The 17,612-nt window shown below is 69.4% G+C and carries 17 protein-coding genes; 9 read left to right on the top strand and 8 right to left on the bottom strand.

The genetic code is table 11. From position 1 onward, the window contains the following. The first annotated feature begins 123 nt into the window (after nt 1-123). From ACTXG6_RS30615 to ACTXG6_RS30605, 3 genes are all read left to right on the top strand, one after another. The gene (locus ACTXG6_RS30615) at nt 124-804 is read left to right on the top strand and encodes a GntR family transcriptional regulator (RefSeq protein WP_445182876.1); all 681 of its coding nucleotides are present in this window, start codon (nt 124-126) and stop codon (nt 802-804) included. Between the two features lie 68 nt (nt 805-872). Further along, on the top strand, nt 873-1,106 hold the full coding sequence (locus tag ACTXG6_RS30610) for a helix-turn-helix domain-containing protein (RefSeq protein WP_445182875.1): 234 nt from the start codon (nt 873-875) through the stop codon (nt 1,104-1,106). Nucleotides 1,107-1,136: 30 nt separating this feature from the next. Next, on the top strand, nt 1,137-1,916 hold the full coding sequence (locus ACTXG6_RS30605) for an HAD-IIA family hydrolase (RefSeq protein ID WP_445182874.1): 780 nt from the start codon (nt 1,137-1,139) through the stop codon (nt 1,914-1,916). A gap of 6 nt (nt 1,917-1,922) precedes the next feature. On the opposite strand, the gene ACTXG6_RS30600 is transcribed toward ACTXG6_RS30605, so the two are convergent. Beyond that, nucleotides 1,923-2,840 carry an alpha/beta fold hydrolase gene (locus ACTXG6_RS30600; RefSeq protein WP_445182873.1) on the bottom strand — a complete coding sequence of 306 codons (918 nt, stop codon included), beginning with the start codon at nt 2,838-2,840 and terminating at the stop codon, nt 1,923-1,925. 126 nt (nt 2,841-2,966) lie between these two features. Here ACTXG6_RS30600 and ACTXG6_RS30595 point away from each other — a divergent pair, with 126 nt between their 5' ends. Together ACTXG6_RS30595 and ACTXG6_RS30590 are read left to right on the top strand one after the other, a co-directional pair. Further along, a complete protein-coding gene (locus ACTXG6_RS30595) occupies nt 2,967-4,385 on the top strand; it encodes an ammonium transporter (RefSeq protein WP_445182872.1) in 1,419 nt (472 codons plus the stop codon). A 5-nt stretch (nt 4,386-4,390) separates the two neighbouring features. After that, nucleotides 4,391-4,729 carry a P-II family nitrogen regulator gene (locus tag ACTXG6_RS30590; protein WP_445182871.1) on the top strand — a complete coding sequence of 113 codons (339 nt, stop codon included), beginning with the start codon at nt 4,391-4,393 and terminating at the stop codon, nt 4,727-4,729. A gap of 10 nt (nt 4,730-4,739) precedes the next feature. Here the strand turns inward: ACTXG6_RS30590 and ACTXG6_RS30585 are convergent, their stop codons facing one another. Together ACTXG6_RS30585 and ACTXG6_RS30580 are read right to left on the bottom strand one after the other, a co-directional pair. Further along, nucleotides 4,740-5,084 carry a hypothetical protein gene (locus ACTXG6_RS30585; protein WP_445182870.1) on the bottom strand — a complete coding sequence of 115 codons (345 nt, stop codon included), beginning with the start codon at nt 5,082-5,084 and terminating at the stop codon, nt 4,740-4,742. Continuing rightward, nucleotides 5,039-5,602, bottom strand: coding sequence for an FAD/NAD(P)-binding protein (locus tag ACTXG6_RS30580; RefSeq protein ID WP_445182869.1), 564 nt, complete (start codon nt 5,600-5,602; stop codon nt 5,039-5,041). Before ACTXG6_RS30580 ends, ACTXG6_RS30585 begins: the two co-directional genes overlap by 46 nt. 338 nt (nt 5,603-5,940) lie before the next feature. Here ACTXG6_RS30580 and ACTXG6_RS30575 point away from each other — a divergent pair, with 338 nt between their 5' ends. The 4 genes from ACTXG6_RS30575 to eutC are packed head-to-tail and all read left to right on the top strand — an operon-like array spanning nt 5,941 to nt 10,085. After that, entirely contained in the window at nt 5,941-7,221 is a 1,281-nt protein-coding gene (locus tag ACTXG6_RS30575) for an amidohydrolase family protein (RefSeq protein ID WP_445182868.1), read from the top strand. A gap of 2 nt (nt 7,222-7,223) precedes the next feature. Beyond that, nucleotides 7,224-7,775, top strand: coding sequence for a DUF1097 domain-containing protein (locus tag ACTXG6_RS30570; RefSeq protein WP_445182867.1), 552 nt, complete (start codon nt 7,224-7,226; stop codon nt 7,773-7,775). Nucleotides 7,776-7,818: 43 nt separating this feature from the next. Further along, nucleotides 7,819-9,213, top strand: a complete 1,395-nt coding sequence (locus tag ACTXG6_RS30565; RefSeq protein WP_445182866.1) for an ethanolamine ammonia-lyase subunit EutB — start codon at nt 7,819-7,821, stop codon at nt 9,211-9,213. Further along, entirely contained in the window at nt 9,210-10,085 is an 876-nt protein-coding gene (eutC, locus tag ACTXG6_RS30560) for an ethanolamine ammonia-lyase subunit EutC (RefSeq protein ID WP_445182865.1), read from the top strand. The genes ACTXG6_RS30565 and eutC overlap by 4 nt, the downstream gene beginning before the upstream one ends. Here the strand turns inward: eutC and ACTXG6_RS30555 are convergent. From ACTXG6_RS30555 to ACTXG6_RS30535, 5 genes are all read right to left on the bottom strand, one after another. Beyond that, nucleotides 10,006-10,431: a histone-like nucleoid-structuring protein Lsr2 gene (locus ACTXG6_RS30555; RefSeq protein ID WP_445182864.1), complete on the bottom strand. Its 426-nt coding sequence runs from the start codon at nt 10,429-10,431 to the stop codon at nt 10,006-10,008. The genes eutC and ACTXG6_RS30555 overlap by 80 nt on opposite strands. Before the next feature lie 104 nt (nt 10,432-10,535). Continuing rightward, a complete protein-coding gene (locus ACTXG6_RS30550) occupies nt 10,536-11,528 on the bottom strand; it encodes a rod shape-determining protein (protein ID WP_445182863.1) in 993 nt (330 codons plus the stop codon). Between the two features lie 76 nt (nt 11,529-11,604). Next, nucleotides 11,605-14,589, bottom strand: coding sequence for an FtsW/RodA/SpoVE family cell cycle protein (locus ACTXG6_RS30545; RefSeq protein WP_445182862.1), 2,985 nt, complete (start codon nt 14,587-14,589; stop codon nt 11,605-11,607). After that, the gene (locus ACTXG6_RS30540) at nt 14,576-15,814 is read right to left on the bottom strand and encodes a hypothetical protein (RefSeq protein ID WP_445182861.1); all 1,239 of its coding nucleotides are present in this window, start codon (nt 15,812-15,814) and stop codon (nt 14,576-14,578) included. Before ACTXG6_RS30540 ends, ACTXG6_RS30545 begins: the two co-directional genes overlap by 14 nt. A 950-nt stretch (nt 15,815-16,764) precedes the next feature. After that, nucleotides 16,765-17,466, bottom strand: coding sequence for a FadR/GntR family transcriptional regulator (locus tag ACTXG6_RS30535; RefSeq protein WP_445182860.1), 702 nt, complete (start codon nt 17,464-17,466; stop codon nt 16,765-16,767). Nucleotides 17,467-17,612: the final 146 nt, after the last annotated feature.

The following is a 17,612-nucleotide window of genomic DNA, read 5'->3' as shown; positions in this document are numbered from 1 at the left end:
CAGACGAAGGGGCCCGCCACGTGCCGGTTTCCCCTTTTGGTATGCCAAATCTGCGCCGGATTGGGGTGCGCCGTCAAGCGGTTTGGTATACCGTAACTCCGAGTTAACCGGGGGGACGAGAGCATGGCCATCCAGCGCGCAGGGACGCTGACCGACGCCAGCCGGCTGCGCGACCAGGTGTGCGAACAGCTGCGGGATCAGATCATCAGCGGCCGGTTGGGGCCCGGACACCGGCTTGTCGAGCGGGACCTCGCCGAGGACTTCGGGGTCTCCCGCGTCCCGGTTCGCGAGGCTGTCCAGACGCTCATCGCCGAGGGGTTCGTCGAAGCGGTGTCGCCCCGTCGCATCGTCGTGCGCGAGCTGTCCCGCCGCGACGTCGAGGAGCTGTTCGATGTGCGGGAGGCGCTCGAGGTGCTCAGTGCCCGGCAGGCGACCGAGCGCGCCGACGCCGCTGCGCTGCGCCGTTTCGAGGAACTGCTGGAAGCGGCCCGGCTGGCCACCGCCGCCGGTGAGCCCGCCGCGCTCAGCCGGGCGAACTCGGCGTTCCACCACCACGTGATCGAGATGTCCGGAAACCGGCTGCTCGCGTCGCTGCTCGAACCATTGGAGGGGCGCTTGCGCTGGGTCTACCAGCAGATCGACGACCCCGAGGAGGTCTGGCTGGAGCACCAGGAGCTGTACCGGGCCATCGCGTCGGGCAATGTGTGGACCGCGGCGGACTGCGCATTCCGGCATGTCCGTCGCAACCGGGCCGCGGCGATCCAGCTGCTCTACGGCCGTGCCGCGGTCCCGCTGGCCGAGTGAGCCGCGTCACCGGCTTTCACATACTACTCATAAGTAACATCTGCATCAGGGGCGCCGATAGACACGGCATGGATGATGACTCGACGCCGACCGAGGCTGCCCCGGGCCGCCCGGGCACCCGGCGACCGATCAACCTGCTCACCGTGACCGAGGTGGCCGCGATGTTGCGGGTGTCGAAGATGACCATCTACCGGATGGTCCACGCCGGGCGGTTGCCCTCGCTCCGGGTGGGCCAGTCCTACCGCATACCGGCCGAGGCCGCCGCGAAGCTGTTCGGCATCTCGATCCAGCAACAGGGCTGACGGTCAGCCGGCTCGTTGTAGCGTCTGGGGATGATCGACGCACACGCGGTGCTGATTGACATCGACGGGGTGCTGACCGTCTCCTGGGAGCCGCTGACCGGTGCGGTTGAGGCCGTCCGGGCGATCCGGGATGCCGGGTTGCCGTTCGCTCTGATCACGAACACCACCTCGCGCACCAGGGCGCGGATCGCTGCCACGCTCGCCGAGGCGGGTTTCCCGGTCGAGACGGAAGACGTGCTCACCGCGCCGTCGGCGGCCGCCGCCTACCTGCGCGAACACCGTCCGGACGCGCGCTGCCTGCTGCTCAACAGCGGTGAGATCGCCGAGGACCTGGGCGGTGTGCACCTGGTCGACGACGCTCCCGACGTGGTGCTGACCGGTGGCGCCGGGCCGGAGTTCGGCTACGAGGCGCTGAACTCCGTGTTCGGCCACCTGCAGCGGGGCGCCGAGCTGATGGCAATGCACGCGAACCTGTTCTGGCGTACCTCGGCGGGGCTCTCCCTGGACACCGGCGCATTCCTGCTCGGGCTGCAGCAGGCCGCCGGTACCCGCGCGACGATCCTGGGTAAACCGGCCCGGGCGTTCTTCGATACCGCGCTGCGGGGGCTGGACGCGACCGCCGGGCGCACGGCGATGATCGGGGACGACGTCGAGTCCGACGTGCTCGGCGCGCAGCGCCACGGTCTCACCGGTGTCCTGGTGCGCACCGGCAAGTTCCAACCCGACCACGAGCACGGCATCGACGGCGAGGTGCCGGACCACGTCATCGACTCGGTCGCCGACCTTCCCGGGCTGCTCGGCCTCGGCTGATGGACTCTAGTCGCCCGCCCCGTCCTGGCTCGCCGTGCGGATGATCGCGGCCAGTTCGAGGGGCGCGTCACTCTGGATGGAGTGGCCGGCATGGGGAACCAGGTACTGGGTGAGTCCGGGCTTGCGGCGGGCGAACTCGGCGGTGTCCTGGTCGGTCACGAACGGGGACCTGCCGCCGCGCACCAGGGTCATGGGTGCGGCCGAGTCCGTGAGGTCGTCCCAGAGTGTCGTGAAGTCTCCGTGCTCGGAGTGGCGGTCGTAGCGCCAGACCCACTTGCCCTCTTCGTCGGTCCGCGCGTTGTGGAGCACCGCGCGGCGTAGGGACGCGGGGCTGCGGTGCGGAGCGGCCGCGATCGTCGCGTCGAGCATCTCGGTGAACGAGTCGAACGCGGCGGGGCCGTCGATCAGTGCGACCGTGCCCTGCTCGGCGGGGGTGGCGGCGGCTCGCCGTGCCTGCGCCGACGGGGTGACGTCCACGATGACCGCGTGGCGAATCAGGTCGGGCGCCACGGCGGTGAGGCGGATGGTGACCAGGCCGCCGAGGGACATGCCGACGACGGTCGCCTGGTGGGTGGCCCACGAGCGCAGGGCGGCGGTGAGTGTGCGGGCGGTCGTGGTGGCTTGGTAGTCGTGGTCGGCGCGCCAGTCCGAATGGCCGTGCCCGGGCAGGTCGACAGCCAGCACGCCGAGGCCGGGCGCGGTGGCGAGCAGGCTCAGCACAACGGTGTCCCAGGTGTGCGCGTTCTGCCCTCCGCCGTGCAGCAGCACGATCCGCGGGGGAGTGTTGCCCCAGGCCAGCGCGCTGACCACGTGGCCGTCGACGGTGAGCGCGACCCGCTGCACCGCCGGCCGCGCCCACCAGTCCAGGCCGGCGTCCCGCGCGTTCTGCGCGAGTAGTTCGAACTCGTCGGATACGAAATCCACCACTCCCACTCTACGAAGCCAACCGCGCGCGGCGGTTCGTTCACAGCAACGAAACATTCGGGGTGGATGGACGAAACCTTTGGCTCGGAGCCTTTTCACCCTGTCGGTCGGCGGGAGGACAACGAGGTGCTCAACGCAGGAGATACCGCCTGGGTGCTGGCGAGCGCGGCACTGGTGATGTTGATGACTCCGGGTTTGGCGTTCTTCTACGGTGGCATGGTCCGTAGCAAGAGTGTGCTGAACATGTTGATGATGAACTTCATCTGCTTGGCCGTGATCGGCATCCTGTGGACGCTCTACGGGTACAGCTGGTCGTTCGGGAACGACGCCTTCGGCGGCCTGGTCGGTGGCAACCAGTTCGCCGGCCTCGGCAAGACGATCGGCCATCTCGTCGGTGTCGCCACGACCGACCCGGCAACGGGCCAGGTCACCACCCCGTGGCCCGGGGGCGATGCGCTCCCGGCGTTGGCGTTCGTGATGTTCCAGCTGATGTTCGCGGTGATCACCCCGGCGCTGATCTCCGGCGCGATCGCCGATCGGGTCAAGTTCTGGTCCTGGGTGCTGTTCGTGGCGTTGTGGGGCTCGCTGGTGTACTTCCCGGTCGCCCACTGGGTGTTCTCCTTCGACGGGTTCACCGGCGCGGACTTCCACGGCGGCTGGATCGCCAACACGCTCAAGGCCGAGGACTTCGCCGGCGGCACGGCGGTGCACATCAACGCCGGTGCCGCCGGGCTTGCGCTGGCGATCGTGCTCGGCCGGCGCAAGGGCTGGCCGAGGGACCCGATGCGGCCGCACAACCTACCGTTCGTGCTGCTCGGCGCGAGCCTGCTGTGGTTCGGCTGGTACGGGTTCAACGCGGGATCGGCGCTCGCCGCCGGTGATCTGGCGGGGGTGGCGTTCACCAACACCACGGTGGCGACCTGCACGGCGGTGTTGGGCTGGTTGGTCGTGGAGCAGATCCGCGACGGCCGACCGACAACGCTGGGTGCCGCGTCCGGTGCGGTGGCCGGGCTGGTCGCGATCACGCCGGCCTGCGGGTTCGTCAACCCGTTGGGCGCGATCGTGGTCGGGGTGGCTGCCGGTGCGATCTGTGCCAGCGCGGTCGGCCTGAAGTACCGGTTCGGGTTCGACGACTCGCTCGACGTGGTCGGGGTGCACCTGGTCGGCGGCATCGTCGGCACCTTGCTGATCGGTTTCTTCGGCACCAAGAGCGTGAACGCCGCCGCGCTCGGCGACGACGGCCTGTTCTACGGTGGCGGTTTCACCCAGCTGGGCCGCCAGGCCGTCGCGGCCGCCTCGGTGATGGTCTACTCGTTCATCGGGGCGTTCGTCATCGGGATGATCATCAAGAAGACCATCGGGTTCCGGGTGGACGAGGAGTCCGAGGTCACCGGCATCGACGAGGGCGAACACGCCGAGACCGGCTATGACTTCTCCACCCTGGGTGGCCGCCTCGGCAGCGATCTCGGCCCCCGGACGGACCCCTCGCCCGGCAACACGAGCGCCGACCGGGCCCAGGAACCCAATGCCGGCCGGGAAGGCTGAGCGAGATGAAGCTCGTCACCGCGATCGTGAAGCCGTTCGTGCTGGAGGACGTCAAGGGCGCCCTCGAGCAGCTCGGCGTACTGGGCATGACGGTCACCGAGGTCAAGGGCTACGGCCGGCAGAAGGGCCACACCGAGGTCTACCGGGGCGCGGAGTACTCGGTCGACTTCGTGCCCAAGGTCAAGGTCGAGGTGATCGTCGACGACGCCGCGGAACAGTCGGTGGTGCAGGCCATCGTCACGGCTGCCCGCACCGGCAAGATCGGCGACGGCAAGGTGTGGGTCAGCCCCGTCGAGTCGATCGTGCGGGTCCGCACCGGCGAACGCGGCCTGGACGCCGTCTAGCCCCGCGGCTTCAGCGACGGACTGCCTGTCCTGGGTGCCCGGCCGTGAGTGTGGCATTGATCGATCGGGCCAGCGACGCGGCCTGGGCCCGGACCTCGGGGATGGCGGTCGACTCGTACAGCTGGCCCTTGCGGGGCGGGCCGAGTGTCCAGAGCGGGAGTGCGGGCGCCCCGGGCACGGGGAGAACCCGTCCGTCCGCGTCGGTGGCAAGGCCGATCCCGAACGGGCCGGTGCGGGCGTGGCCGAGGTGGGTGAGCTGGGCGATCAACGGGTTCTCGAGAAGGTTTCCGGAGCGGCCGGTGCAGTTGATCACCGCGCTGGCCCGGAGTGTGGTGCCGTTGGAGAGGCCGACCATGGCGTGGTCGTCCCGGACATCGACGTTGGTGATCGTTCCGGCGTGGATCCGGACCGAGCCGGCGGCGCGCGCACTCTCGAGCCGTTGGCTGGTCTCGGGCTCGGCCCGGTGGCGGGCGGACTCAGCAGCAGTCCCTCGTGGTGTTCGGCAAGAGCTACCGCCCGGGCGGCGAGCACAGTGAGCCGCACCTGGGGTAGCTGGCTGACGGTGCGGAGCACGTCGGCCAGGTAGGACCCGTAGTCCGCGCGCGCGGCATAGGTCGCGGCGGTGGCGCAGGGGTGACGGTGGCCGCGGAGCCAACGCACGAAGTGCTCCGGGTCGTCGGCCCACGCGCTCATGCGACCGGCGGGCACGTTGAGCCGGTGCCGGTGGTCGGAGGTCGCGTAGGCGATTCCCCGGCCGACCTGGCCGGGCTCGACCATGAGTAGTCGCATCGGTCTGCCAGAGGCGGCCAGATGGGCGGCCGCGAGCGTCCCGCTTGCGCCGCCACCGATCACGGCGATCACTGGCTCGTTCACCTGCTGTGGTCGCCCACTGCTCGGCGGTCCCCGATCTCTGAGCTGGGCATCGGTCGGAGCTTAGCGATCGCGGCGCCGGCGATCCCCGGGAGTGCCCTGAGTCCGGGCCCTGTAGCACGTGGCGCATCACCTTTGCCGTATGGAAATAACCCGACCCGCACCGCCTCAGAGAGGTCGACCTCGGCTGGTTTCGGGGCCTCCGCCGCCTGATGTGTCCGGCGGGTAAAAACCTTGTTCCAGGTGTGCAGCCGACTATCGAATAGATCTCTGGCGGTTAGGCTCGAGCGTGAAATAGATTCAATTACTTATTCGACGTTCCTTTCGAAAGGAACTGGAGTATGGCAGATCTGGTACTGCGGGACTGCCGGGTTTCCGGGTGGTCGAGCAATGTGGACATTGCCGTCGAGTCCGGTCGCATCAGCTGGATCGGCCAGAAGTTTGACGGTACGTCCAAGTCAATCCTGGATTGTGGCGGGGACGCGGTCATCTCGGGACTCATCGAGCCCCATCTGCATCTGGACAAGGCACTGCTCGACGCCGAGCGGCCCAACGAAGCCGGCACTCTCGCCGGCGCCATCGCTGTCACCGGCGAGCTCAAGCGATCGTTCACGCACGCCGGCGTGCGGCGGCGTGCGGCCCGGGTCCTGGAGCAGGCGGTCACGAACGGCACCAGCCTGATCAGGGCGCACCCGGACATCGATCCGATCGTCGGGCTGCTCGGCTTCGACGTGGTGCTCGGACTGCGCGAGGACTACGCCGACCTGGTCGACCTGCAGGTGGTCGCGTTCCCCCAGGAGGGGATCCTGCGGGCGCCCGGAACGTTGGACCTGCTCGTCGAAGCGCTGCGCCGGGGTGCCGACGTGATCGGTGGGTGCAGCTACAACGAGGAGTCCGTCGCGGACAGCCGGCGGCACGTCGACCTGGTCTTCGGCCTGGCGGAGCGGTTCGGGGTGCCGGTGGACATCCACGCCGACTTCGCCGATGACGACAGTGATCCCCGGTTCGGGCTGGCGGAGTACATCGCCGAGCGGACCCGAGGGTCGGGATTGGGCGGCCAGGTCACGCTGGGGCACATGACCTCGTTGGCGGGTCTGGATCCGGCCCACCGCAAGGATGTGCTGGCCGACCTCGCCGACGCCGGAGTGGCGGTGGTGGTGCTCCCGGCAACCGACATGCACCTCTCGGGCCGGGCGGACCGGGTCAACATCCGCCGCGGGATCGCGCCGGTACGGGAGTTGCTGGACGCCGGGGTACGCACCGGGCTCTCGACGAACAACGTGCGCAACGGGTTCACCCCGTTCGGCAACACCGACGTGCTCGACATCGCACTGTTCCTGGCACAGACGTCGCACCTCGGCAGCCCGGAGGACTTCCGCCAGCTCATCGGCATGGTCACCACCGGTGCCGCGGACATCGTCGGTGCCGCGACGGACTACGGGGTCAGACCGGGAGCCCTGGCCGACCTCGTCGTGCTCGATGCCGCTACGCCCGAGGAGGCACTGCTCTCCCGGTCTGCGCGGCGCTTCGTCCTCAAGAACGGCCGGGTCGTGGCCAGTACCGAAGTACGCACGCGGCTCTACCGCGGCTCGGAATCCCCAGCACTCCCCAGCGAGGTGTGATCGTGTCCTTCCGGATGCCCAACGAGGTGTTCTCGTCCCTGCTCGCCGCGACGACGGCGTTCATCGGCGGCAACCTGCTCAACCTCCCGGTGTGGGGGATCTTCATCGGCTGGGCCGCGACCTACCTTGCCGGCGGCCCCAACCGTACGACGTTGACGAAGCTGTGGCCCGCGATGGCGGCGGGGTCGACGTTCGCGCTGGTCATTGTGCTGCTCGACGCTGAGTTCGGCACTGTCCTCGGATCCAGCACGGTGGCCAAGGACGCCGTAATGGCAGTGGTCATATTCGTCGTCAACACCGCGCTGATGTATGCCGGACGGACGCGGGTACTGGCCCTGGTGCCAGGCATGTTCTGCGGGTTCGCCTCCTATTTCGCCACCGTGTTCGGCGGCTTCGGAATTTTTCCGCACAATCCGCTGGCCGCGTGGCTGTCCGCGGTGCTGATGAATGCATTGGGTCCGGTCTTCGCACTCATCGCCCACGCCGTGGCCACCCGAGGTCAGAGCGTGCCCGAACCCGAGGAGGCCCGCGCTGTCTCGGGGCGAGACAAGTAGCGGCGCATCACTTATGAAGACTTGAGCGAAGGGAGCTCATTTTATGCGTTATCGGACGGTTGTTGGTCCGAGTACTTTTCGGTTTGATGGTTTGAGGGCGGTGTTGGGTAAGGCTGGTCCGGCGCGTTCTGGTGATGAGTTGGCGGGGGTTGGGGCAGAGTCGGATCGGGAGCGGGTGGCGGCTCGTGCGGTGCTTGCTGATGTGCCGTTGAGTGTTTTTTTGCAGGAGTTGGTGGTGCCTTATGAGGATGATGAGGTGACGCGGCTGATTGTTGATGGTCATGATGCGGTGGCGTTTGCGCCGGTGGCGCATTTGACGGTGGGTGGGTTGCGGGATTGGTTGTTGTCGTATGAGGCGACGTCGGAGGTGTTGGCGGCGGTGTCGCCGGGTTTGACGCCGGAGATGGTTGCGGCGGTGTCGAAGTTGATGCGTAATCAGGATTTGATTCAGGTGGGGCGTAAGTGTCGGGTGGTGACTCGGTTCCGGAATACGATCGGGTTGCCGGGTAGGTTGTCGGTGCGGTTGCAGCCGAATCATCCGACTGATGATCCGCGGGGGGTCGCGGCGTCGATTGTGGATGGGTTGTTGTTCGGGTGTGGTGATGCGGTGATCGGGATCAATCCGGCGACGGATAGTATCCCGGCGGCGATCGAGTTGTTGAAGTTGATTGATGATGTGCGGGGTCGGTATGACATTCCGACGCAGTCGTGTGTGTTGACGCATGTCACGAACACGCTGGCCGCGATCGAGCGGGGCGCGCCGGTGGATTTGGCGTTCCAGTCGATTGCCGGTACGGAGGCGGCGAACCGGTCCTTCGGTATTGATCTCGGGTTGTTGGCTGAGGCGAACGAGGCGACCCGGTCGTTGCGCCGGGGCAGCGTGGGGGAGAACGTGATGTATTTCGAGACCGGTCAGGGCAGTGCCTTGTCCGCCGGTGCGCATCACGGTGTCGATCAGCAGACGTTGGAGGTTCGGGCGTACGCGGTGGCCCGGGCATTTGACCCGTTGTTGGTGAACACGGTGGTGGGTTTCATCGGCCCGGAGTATCTCTACGACGGGAAACAGATCATTCGGGCCGGGCTGGAGGATCATTTCTGCGGGAAGTTGCTGGGGGTCCCGATGGGGTGCGATGTGTGTTACACCAACCACGCCGAGGCCGATCAGGACGACATGGACAACCTGTTGACGTTGTTGGGGGTGGCGGGGTGCACGTTCGTGATGGGTATCCCCGGCTCTGACGACATCATGCTGAACTATCAGTCGACGTCGTTTCACGACGCGTTGTATGTGCGTTCGGTACTGGGATTGGCCCCGGCACCGGAGTTCGAGGCGTGGATGGACCGGATGGACCTGCTGGACGAGCGACGCCGGGTCCGCGAGTTGGCCCCTGGTGGTGCCCAGTTGGCCACGTTCGTCGGGGCGTTGGAACTGACATGAGCAACAACGTCGGCGACCCCGAAAACCCCACCGGGGATGTGGGTGAAACCTCGGGTGGGGCGGATCCGTGGGTGCTGTTGCGGCGGTTCACCGCGGCCAGGGTCGGGTTGGGCCGGGCCGGGGACAGCGTACCGACCGGGCGGTTGTTGGAGTTCGAGATCGCGCACGCCCAGGCCCGCGACGCGGTCCACACCGCCATCGACTTCACGACGATACGAAGCAGGCTCACCGGGTTGGACACCCTCGAGGTCCGCAGCGCGGCACCGGATCGAGCCACCTACCTGCGCCACCCCGACCTCGGCCGGCGCCTCGACCCACACTGCGACACCCTGCCCGCCCCCACACCCCACCACCCCGACAACCCGGACCACCCCAGCGAGCCCGCTGGTGGCCGCTTCGACGTGGTCTTCGTGATCGCGGACGGACTATCCGCGCGCGCGGTGCACGACCACGCCGCGCCGATGCTGCTCGCGGTACTGCCCCGCCTACCCGACTGGCGAATCGCCCCGGTCGTACTGGCCACCCAGGCCAGAGTCGCCCTCGGCGACGAAATCGGCCAACGCCTGCGCGCCGACCTGGTCGTCATGCTCATCGGCGAACGCCCCGGCCTCAGCGCCGCCGACAGCCTCGGCATCTACCTCACCGCCCACCCCAAAACCGGCCGCCGCGACCACGAACGCAACTGCATCTCCAACATCCACCCACCCGGCGGACTCGACTACCACCGAGCCGCCGACACACTCACCCACCTCATGACCCAAGCACGCCACCTCGGCATCACCGGCACCACACTCAAAGACGACCTTCCGACACTGACTCAGACATCACTGACTCAGACATCACTGACTCAGACATCACTGCCTCGGACCTAACTGGCCCAGACACCGCGGCCTCGTCGTCGTAACCGCGCTTGATCTGCTCCGGGATGCGGCCCCGCCGGTTGATGTGGACGTTGCGCCGGCGTGCCCAGTCGCGAACGGACTGGTTGTGCTCGCGGGCCGCGCGCTGTTGCCGGGTCAACGCGGAGGCCTCACGGTTGCCGGGGGCCGTGGGCCGCGCCGCGGCGATGAACGGGGCGAGCGCCTCGCGCAGTTGGCGGGCGTGTTCGCTGGACAGATCTATCTCGTAGTAACTGCCGTCGCAATGGAACGAGACGGTCTCGTCCGCCGGTCGTCCATCGAGATCGTCCACTAGGCGAACTTCGTGCAGTTGAGCCATCTGGGGGCCTCCTGACTGAACTTTGTGAAGGAACTGTTCGGGATTCAGCGATGTGTTGTATTGCGCGCATCAGACCGGCCGCGGTGATCCGATGGATCGACGAGTCAGGTCCTGGCATAAGAGGCGAGCAGTTGCGGGTTGCGGAGACTGACGGCCGCGCCTTCGGCGACACAGGTCATCGGCCTGTCGGCGAGCTTGACCGGGAAGCCGAAGGCACGTTCCAGGTTGTCGCCGAAGCCGCGGGCGAGTGATCCGCCGCCGAAGAGCGCGACGCCGTCGGCGAGGATGTCGCCGGTGGCCTGTGGGGGAAGTTCGTCCAGGCAGGCCGCCAGCGTGTGGATGATTCCGTCGATGACCGGTTGGACGACGTTGGCCAGTTCGTCGAGCCCGATCGTGGCCAGCCGGGGTCGGCCGGTGCCGGCGTCCCGGCCTTGCGCCACCACCGAGGGTTCGTCGGAGGTCGAGGCTCGGATCTTGACCTGTTCCGCGGTGAGCTCGCCGACGAGCAGTTGATGGTGCTCGCGGAGATGGTGGGTGACCGCGAGGGTCATCTCGTCCCCGGCCACCCGGCAGGAACGGTGGGCGAGGATGCCGCCGAAGCAGAACGCGGTGACCTCGGCGGTGCCGCCGCCGACGTCGACCACGAGGTGAGCGCGCCGTTCGAGCGGGTCGATTCCGCAGCCGACCGCACCGGCGATCGGTTCGTCGATCACGCAGGCGCGGTGGATTCCGGCCTCGTCGGCGGCTTCCAGCAGGGCGCGGCGTTCGAGGGCGGTAGCGCCCACCGGCACTCCGATCGCCGCGCGCACGCGGCCGCGTCCCCACGGGCGTGGCGCGATCCGGTGGAGCACGCTGCGCAGGTACAGCCGCGCGCTGTCCAGGTCGGTGATCACCCCGTCGGCGAGGGGGCGGATCGCGTGGACGCCCTCGGGTGAGCGACCGATGAGATCGCAGGCCTCCTGCCCGATCGCGACGACACCCCTGCGGGCGATGTGGCCGCGGACGAGCATCACCGAGGGCTCGTCCAGCACGATCCCCGCCGCCGCGTCGCAGACCACGGTGTTGGCGGTTCCCAGGTCAATGCCGAACTCTTGCATCGTGTGGCTTCCTCTCGGGAGATGTCGTTGTTGCTGAGCTGTCGTGCTGTTTTCGGCGCGGTCGGTCGGGCCCGCCTCACGGCTGCTGCACCGGTGAGCTGTCGTGGATCTCGGACTGGTGGGCGAGGTAGTAGGCCAACAGGTCATGGGCCACCGGCCCCGGGTTGTTCTCGCCCTGGCCCGGCCCCTGGGTGAGCACCGTGACCACGAGCGAGGGGTCCTGGATCGGGGCGACCGCTGTGATCCAGTTGTCGTAGCTGTCGGCGGGCAGTGAGCCGTCCTGGGCCGTGCCGGTCTTGGCTCCGACGGCGACGGGCAGGTCGGCCAGGCGTCCCGCGGTTCCGTCGGTGACCGCGGCGCGCAACCCGTCCCGGATCGGGCCCAGCGCCCCGGCGAACGGCAGCTGGGCCGCCGATGGGTCCGGTAGGGCGGTCCACGCGTTGCCGGTTCCGCTGGCCAGTCCTACCCGGGGCGTGACCAGCCGCCCGGTGGCCACCGCCGCGGTCCAGCGGGCCACTTGCAGCGGTGTGGTGGTCAGGTAGCCCTGGCCGATGCCCAGGATCACCGTCGAGCCCGGGTACCAGGTGCCGCCGTCAGCACGCACCGACGCGGGCGTGCCTAGATAGCCGGGGGACTCCGAGGGCAGGTCGATGCCGGTGCGCTGGCCGACACCCAGCGCCCGGGCCGTGTCGATCATCGCGTCGGGACCCAGGAGGGTGGCCAGCTTGTAGAAGTACACGTCGTTGGACCACGCCAGTGCCTGCGGCAGGTTCATCGGGCCCATCGGCCGCCAGTTGTTGAAGGTGTGCCCGCCCAGGGTGTAGCTGGCGCCGGTGGGAACAGCTAATCCGGGCGGCAGCTTCGGGTGCAGCTGGTTCGCCGTGCTGACCACCAGCTTGAAGGTGGAACCGGGAGGCACGGCGGACTGTGCGGTGTGCTCGCGCATCGGGCTGCCCGCCGCGGTCGCGAGTTTGCTCAGCGCGGCGTTGTCCACCGGTGGCCCGTACACGTTGGCGTCGTAGTTGGGGACGCTGGACAGCGCGAGTACCTGCCCGGTTCTCGGGTCGATCGCGACGGCGGCACCGGACCGTCGGGGCTGCCCGCGCATGGCCTGGGCCAAGCTCGTGTCGAGCACCCGTTGCAGACCGAGGTCGAGTGACAGCCGCAGGTTCGCGCCAGGGGTGGGGTCGGTGTGCGGCCCGGTGGCCACCGGCTGCCCGACCGGGTTCACGTACACGCACTGTTGCCCGTCGATGCCACGCAGCACGGCGTCGTACTGCTGTTCGAGGCCGGACCGTCCGACGACCTCACCTGTCGGCAACCGCGGCCAGCGGCGCTGTTCGGCCGGGGTCGCGGTTCCGGTGAAGCCCAGGAGCGGGCCGAGCGCGGTGCCCGCCGGGTAGCTCCGGCGTGGCGCGGGAACGACGGTGACGCCACTGATGGCGGCTCTGCTGACGGCGGCCGCCACCGGAGCGGCGACGTCGGCGACCGGCACCGCGAGCACTCCGGCGGGAGCTGTCTCGAGCGCGGCGCGAACGGCCGCTGTGGGCTGGCCGGTCAACGAAGCTAGCCGCGCGGCGGCCGCCGGGTCCGCGCGGGTCAGCGCCGGCACCGCGACAACACGGGCTCGACCGTCATCGGCGCTGGCCGCCACCGGGGTCCCGTGCCGGTCGGTGATCTCGCCGCGAAGGGCCGGAAGCCGGAAGCAGCGGCTCATCTGGTCCGTGCCGGCCGCTGCGAGCACTGGCCCGTCGGTCGCGCGCAGGTACCCGCCGTAGCTGCCGAAGCCGACCAGGAGCGCGGTGATGGACAGCGCAACCACCCGTGCCCACCGCGGTCGGCGGGCCCGCCAGCTCGTCTGGACCCACAGCCGTCGCCGGATGCCGTCGCGGCGTAGCCCGACCACCACACCGAGCGCGCTCAGATGTACGACCAGCGCGGTGCCACCGTAGCTGAGCAGCGGGAACGGAACACCCGCCAGCGGCAGCAGGCCCAGGTTCCCACCGAGTGACACCACCGCCTCCACACCGAGCAGCACCGCCAGCCCGGAGGCGACCAGCGCTCCCTGGGTGTCCCGGGCCGCGCGCGCGGCCAGTACCAGGCGCCAGACCAGGACCAGCGCGGCGACGACCACCGCGGCGCCGGCGAGCAAACCGAACTGCTCGACCACGCTGGCCGCGGCGAGGTCGGTGTGCCGTTCGGGTAGGTACAGCGCGCGCAGTTCGGTCAGGTCGTCACCGTGCCCGATCAGCCTGCTGGCCCCGACCGCGATACGCGCCTGGGTGACCGCCCAACCCGCGTCGGACGCCGACTGGTGGGACCCGACCACGAAGCTGCCCAGCCGGGTGAGCTGGTAGGGCCGCAACAGTCCGACCACCAGCGGTGCCGCCACGGCCGCGGCAGCGAGCAGCGGGAGCAGGAAGCGCGCGGGTACCCGCCCCAGGACCAACATCGCGACCGAGAGCGCGACGAGCAGGGAACACGTCGACAGATCCGGCTGGGCCAGCGTGAGCGTGATCGGCAGCAGGGCGAGCAGGAGTGCCAGTGCGAACCGCCGCCACCACGGGTATTGCGCCGAGCCCAGTACCCGGGCCAGCACCAACAACAGACCGAGCTTCGCCAGCTCGGAGGGTTGGAACGTCAGCGCGCCCACACCGATCCACCGGGTGGCGCCGTTCGCCGAGGTACCCGCGAACCGCACCGCGACGAGACAGACCAGTGCCAGCCCGTAGCACCCCCAGCCCAGCGCGGTGAGCAGCCGGAGCCTGGACCGTCCCAACACCGCCAGCAGCGCCAAACCCACCACCGCGAACAACGCCTGCCGCACCGCGAGGCCCGCACCGTCCACCGCCCAGAGATTCGCCACCCCGATGCCGACCACGACCAGTGCGGCGGTCACCGCGGGGATGTCCAGGTGCCTGCCGTGTGCCGTGCCTCCCGCCAGCCGCCCCGTCCGTGGCTCGCGGCGGATCCGCGCCGGCGATGCCCTGCTTCTCAGCTGTGGCCAGTCCATGAGTCCCCCGATGTGCCGCAATGAATGGACGTGCTCAACAAGACGCATGGGCCGGCACCGTCAGTGGTGGGCTGGCCGCCCGGGCCGGAACGCCGGTGACGGCGGTGATCGAGAGGGCTGACGCCGGCGGCAACCTGAGTTGCCCGACCGCGACGAGCTCGCGCCCACCCGGCGTGACGGTGACCGAGCCCCCGGCAGCGTTGTGCTCCAGGCCGGTGCACCGGTCGGTCAGCAGGTAGGTCCACTGCACGCGCTGGGTGCCACGCTCGGGAACCAGCCGGACAAGTACTCGCACCTCGCAGATGGCGCCCGGTGCGCAGAGGGCCAACGGACGTAGATCGACCCCCGCGATCGGGCCGGCCGCTCGCGGCTCCGCCGGTAGCGGCGACAGTGCTGTCGCGGAAGGCCCGGCGCCCGACTGCCGGCCGGCCGCACCCAGGGCGTCCAGATCCACGCTGACCCGGTTCCCGAGGAGGACCATCTCGAGCACCAGGACGGCGGCCAGGGCCGCGAGTACGAGCGCCCATCTGCCGTACCTGACCAGCGCGGCCAACCGTGGGACGGTCGGCTGACCTGGCGACCCGGCCGGGCGGTCCGAGGGGCCGCCCGGTGCGCCGCCGGTGACCGAGCGGGAGCCGGGGGAGGACTCGGTTCCGATGACCCGTGGCGCCGGGCCGGCGGCGGCCACCGGGGAGCCGGCCGCGGCGGCAAGGTCGGCCAGTTCGGCCCTCGCCGCGGCACCGACCAGATCGGCCATCGAGCCGAGCCCCGTCGCGGCGGTGAGAAGGTCCTCAACGGGCCGGCTGGCGGCCGCTGCCAACTCGTGCGCTGCCAACTCGTGCGCTGCCAACTCGTGCGCTGCCAACTCGTGCGCTGCCATCTCGTGCTCGGCCCGCCCACCCGCCGAGGTGGCCACGCCGTTCCGGGGTGGCTGCTGGCCCGCGATCGCGGCGAGCTCAACGAGGAGGGCGCGCGCCGAAACCAGATCGGCGTGGCGGGCCGGTTGATCGGTGGTCCACTCCGCCGTTACCTCGTCGCGCAGGCAGACCGATCCGTCGGCACCGACCGTCACATGCTCGGCACCGAACCCGCCCAGCGCTCGCCGGGAGGCGTGCCGATCGCGGAGCCCGCACACCAGATCGGCACCGACGACAAGCGCCTGCTCCGGCGTCAGCCGGGTGAGCCGGATCAGTTGGCGCACGGTGATCCGCGCGCTGCTGGGAGCGGGCTGCCCGGACGAAGCCGCGCCGCGCTCCACCTCGGGAAGTGCCACGCCACGCCGCAAGGGCGACGACCCGCCGTGAGCTCGTACTCGCCGTGATCGACGTTCGATCGGTCTGACGGCGTGCACCTCAATCACCCACTGACAGTTCGCGGGCGGCGACGGAGGTCAAGCCGACGCGGTGGCGCGTCCGGCCTGGTATTGCCTGGTCCTGCACGGGTATCAACCTGCTCCGGCTCGATCGCGAGTCTGGGATCACAGGGCCTGGGTGGACACAACGGACCGGCGGGCGACCAACTACTGACATGACGGGTCCGTCATGATCGTGAGGAGAACCCGGGAATGCGTCGATCAGCGCCGTGTGGCCCACACGGGTAGCGAAGGATGAGCCTGGCCGGTCCTACCGGCTCGAGGGCGGGCCCCGCGGCGCGTCCTGCGCCCGCGTCGGGTCGACCCCGGGGCGGTCGTGCCGCCAACCAGAGCACGCCGTGACCCTTGCCGCCATGAGCAGGGTCAAGCACAGCCAGGCCACCCGCTCGCCGATCGAGGCGAGCGCAACATCGCTGAAACTGGCCGGAGCGGGGGACTCCGCGCGGCGCGGGGCGTCCTCGTGCCGCTCAGCCGGCGCCGCCCCGAAACCGAGGCGCGCCGCGGACCAGCCGGGGAGCCGGAAGAGCCATGCCAAGAGCCCGACCATCATCGTGCTCCCACGTGCGGGGTGACGTCGGAGGTGGTCGCGGCAGCGGAACCTGTCCAGAGCGACCAGAGCGACACCCACGCGGAACCGGCAACGCGGTTCATGGGCAGCTCCTGACACTCAGGTACACGCTGCTCGACACGGATGTCGACCACAGCGTCCTGATCACAACATTAGGTGGCTGACAGGCCAACTATTTAAAACCTAGCTACCGGGGGACCGAACCCCATCGGCCAGCAGAGTGAAGCTCACGATCTTGACCGAACCGAGACCGTGCGACGGGGCTCGGCGGAGCCGGCGGCGGTCAGCCGACGCGACGGGCGATCACCTCGCGGATCACGCTGAGGTGCTCGTTCATCGCGGCCGCGGCAGCGTCCGGGTCCCGGGCCCGGACCGCCTGGTAGATCGCCTGATGCCCCTCCAGCGAGCGCTGTCGGCCGTCCGGTGTCGTGTGTGAGTGGCGGCGCACCGACTCGGTCCACCGGCTGGTCATCGAGTACACCGCCACCAGCAGGGGGTTGCGGGCCGCGTGCGCCAGGAGCAGGTGGAACTCCACGTCCAGCGCCAGCGACTGCTCGGCATCCGGATCGAGCATCGAACGGGCGAGCACGTCTTCCAGCTGCACGTGGTTCGACGGTGCGGCCCGTAGCGCGGCGGCGGCGGCGATCCGCGGCTCGACGATCAGCCGCAGCTCGGTGGCATCGTCGAGGTTGACGTCGGCATCGGCCGACAGGCCCGCGTACAGCTCGGTGACCGACTCGGTCTGCTCCGTGACGATGGTGCCCCGGCCGGTGCGGCGCTCGACGAGATGCTTGGACTCCAGCTCGTGCATCGCGTCGCGGAGCGAACTACGGGACACCGACAGGCTTGCGGCCAGCTCCCGCTCGGGCGGCAACCGCTGCCCCGGCCGCAGCGCCCCGGTCGCGATCAGCCGCTCGAAATGCGCGGCGAGCTCGACGCCGATGCTGCGCGGGCGCCGAGGCATCGGCGGGACAGACGCGGGCACCAAGGCGACCTCCTCGAACCGTTCCCGTCGCGGCGAGCCCGCCGGACGTGACCACTCAATCAGACCACGTGGTCTCTTGGTCGGACCAGAAAACCACCACATCGGCGCACTGTTTCCTGTCGGTAAATCTCACGTCACCTCTGCGG

Source organism: Pseudonocardia sp. Cha107L01 (assembly GCF_052566575.1).
Note: the sequence above shows the minus strand (reverse complement) of the source record. Positions and strands in the feature narration are given on the sequence as shown.